At 24.3% G+C, this 1840-nt stretch carries 1 protein-coding gene and 1 pseudogene; both read right to left on the bottom strand.

Translation table 11 applies throughout. From position 1 onward, the window contains the following. Positions 1-4: 4 nt before the first annotated feature. Positions 5-1498 carry a glycosyltransferase family 2 protein gene (locus AJN58_RS02340; protein WP_070210652.1) on the bottom strand — a complete coding sequence of 498 codons (1494 nt, stop codon included), beginning with the start codon at positions 1496-1498 and terminating at the stop codon, positions 5-7. Next, positions 1495-1840: pseudogene (locus AJN58_RS02345) on the bottom strand (alpha-2,3-sialyltransferase); the annotation flags it as partial. The gene AJN58_RS02340 and the pseudogene AJN58_RS02345, both read right to left, overlap by 4 nt.

Consider the following 1840-nt stretch of genomic DNA (forward strand, 5'->3'; position numbering starts at 1 on the left):
GTTTTCATTGTTTTTTCCTAAATTTCTTATAAAGCTTAAAAACTCTATAAGGCAATAAGAATAATCTACCTTTATACCAATTTTTACTAGCCTTAATAAATTCTTCTCCTAATTTATAAGAAAAATGATTTTTTATTTTTAAAGCTTCATTATAATCATCATATGAACTTAAAGGAGGTAAAGCTAAATTTGGATTTTTCTTTACTTTAAATTTATAAGCTTTTTGTTCTTGTTTATGTGAAATAACAATACTTAATATTATAAAAGGTAAAGATAAAAAACCGAATACACTTTTAGAATTTAAAATCAAAGCTTGTCCTAGTTTATAAGAAAGTTGGTTTTGAATTCTTAAAAGAGCTCCTATGTTTGGCTTGTCTGAAAAATAAAGTGATTTTAAAATTTTATACTCATTTTTCATACTCCAAGGATCTATATCAAATTCTAAAATAGGAGATGCATGTTTTAACATTTCTGCTATAAAAAGATTTTTCAAAATATCAATTTTTCTAAAGTCATGTTGAAATTCTATATGTTTGATTATATTTTTAATCATTATAATACAACTAGCTATATAGTGATATAATTTTGTTTTATAACCATCATATTGAAAATCTTTATAAACACCACTAATAAATGGAGAGATACTTTCTTTAGAAACCTTTCCTTCGTGACTACAAATGCTATTAGCTCTTATCCTATAGGTATATAATTTCCGATTTAAGATATAAATATACTGCGCTTGGAAAAATAGCATAATGCCAAAATGAAAATCTTCTGAAACAACTTTATCTATAAATTTTAATTTAATCTTTTTTAAAAAGATAAAATCAATCATTCCTTGAATACAAAATGCAAATAGCTTATTATCAAGTTTTTGCATCTCCTCAAACCATTCCAAAGAATGAATTATTCCTTTATCTCTTAAAATCATCCAGGTAAAATTTTCATCTGTTTTATTTTCTTTAACACCGTCATATCGCTTTTTCCAATCAAACCAAACCACCTCAACCCCATCCATTCTAGGAACACATTCTTCTATGCAATTTAATTCCCAATAATCATCAGAATCTAAAAAGATAATATAATCAATATCAGGAGCTTTAAAATTTAAAAGTTCATCTTTATTTTTAAAGAAATTTGAACTTTTATATATTTTATAAATATTATAAGGATTATCTTCATTGTCTAGTTTAAATTCTACTAAGGAGTTTTCTTTTAATTCTTGGGTAATGTTTTTAAAATCATATTCTTTACTAAAGAATTCTATGCCTACATTACGAGATGAAGAAAGCCCCCCATTTTCTTTATCAAAAAGTATAAATCTTTCATCTTTTAAAGTATATTCTTTGGCTATATTGAGTGAGTTTTCATCTGTGCTACCATCATTTACAAGTACAACTTGTAAATTTTTATAAGTTTGATTGACAACACTATCTAAACATTCTCTTAAATATTTTTCTACATTATAGATTGGGATAACTACGCCTACGGTTTTCATTGTTTTTTCCTAAATTTCTTATAAAGCTTAAAAACTCTATAAGGCAATAAGAATAATCTACCTTTATACCAATTTTTACTAGCCTTAATAAATTCTTCTCCTAATTTATAAGAAAAATGATTTTTTATTTTTAAAGCTTCATTATAATCATCATATGAACTTAAAGGAGGTAAAGCTAAATTTGGATTTTTCTTTACTTTAAATTTATAAGCTTTTTGTTCTTGTTTATGTGAAATAACAATACTTAATATTATAAAAGGTAAAGATAAAAAACCGAATACACTTTTAGAATTTAAAATCAAAGCTTGTCCTAGTTTATAAGAAAGTTGGTTTTGAATTCTT

It is taken from the genome of Campylobacter sp. BCW_4321 (assembly GCF_001763075.1).
Taxonomy (GTDB): domain Bacteria; phylum Campylobacterota; class Campylobacteria; order Campylobacterales; family Campylobacteraceae; genus Campylobacter_D; species Campylobacter_D jejuni.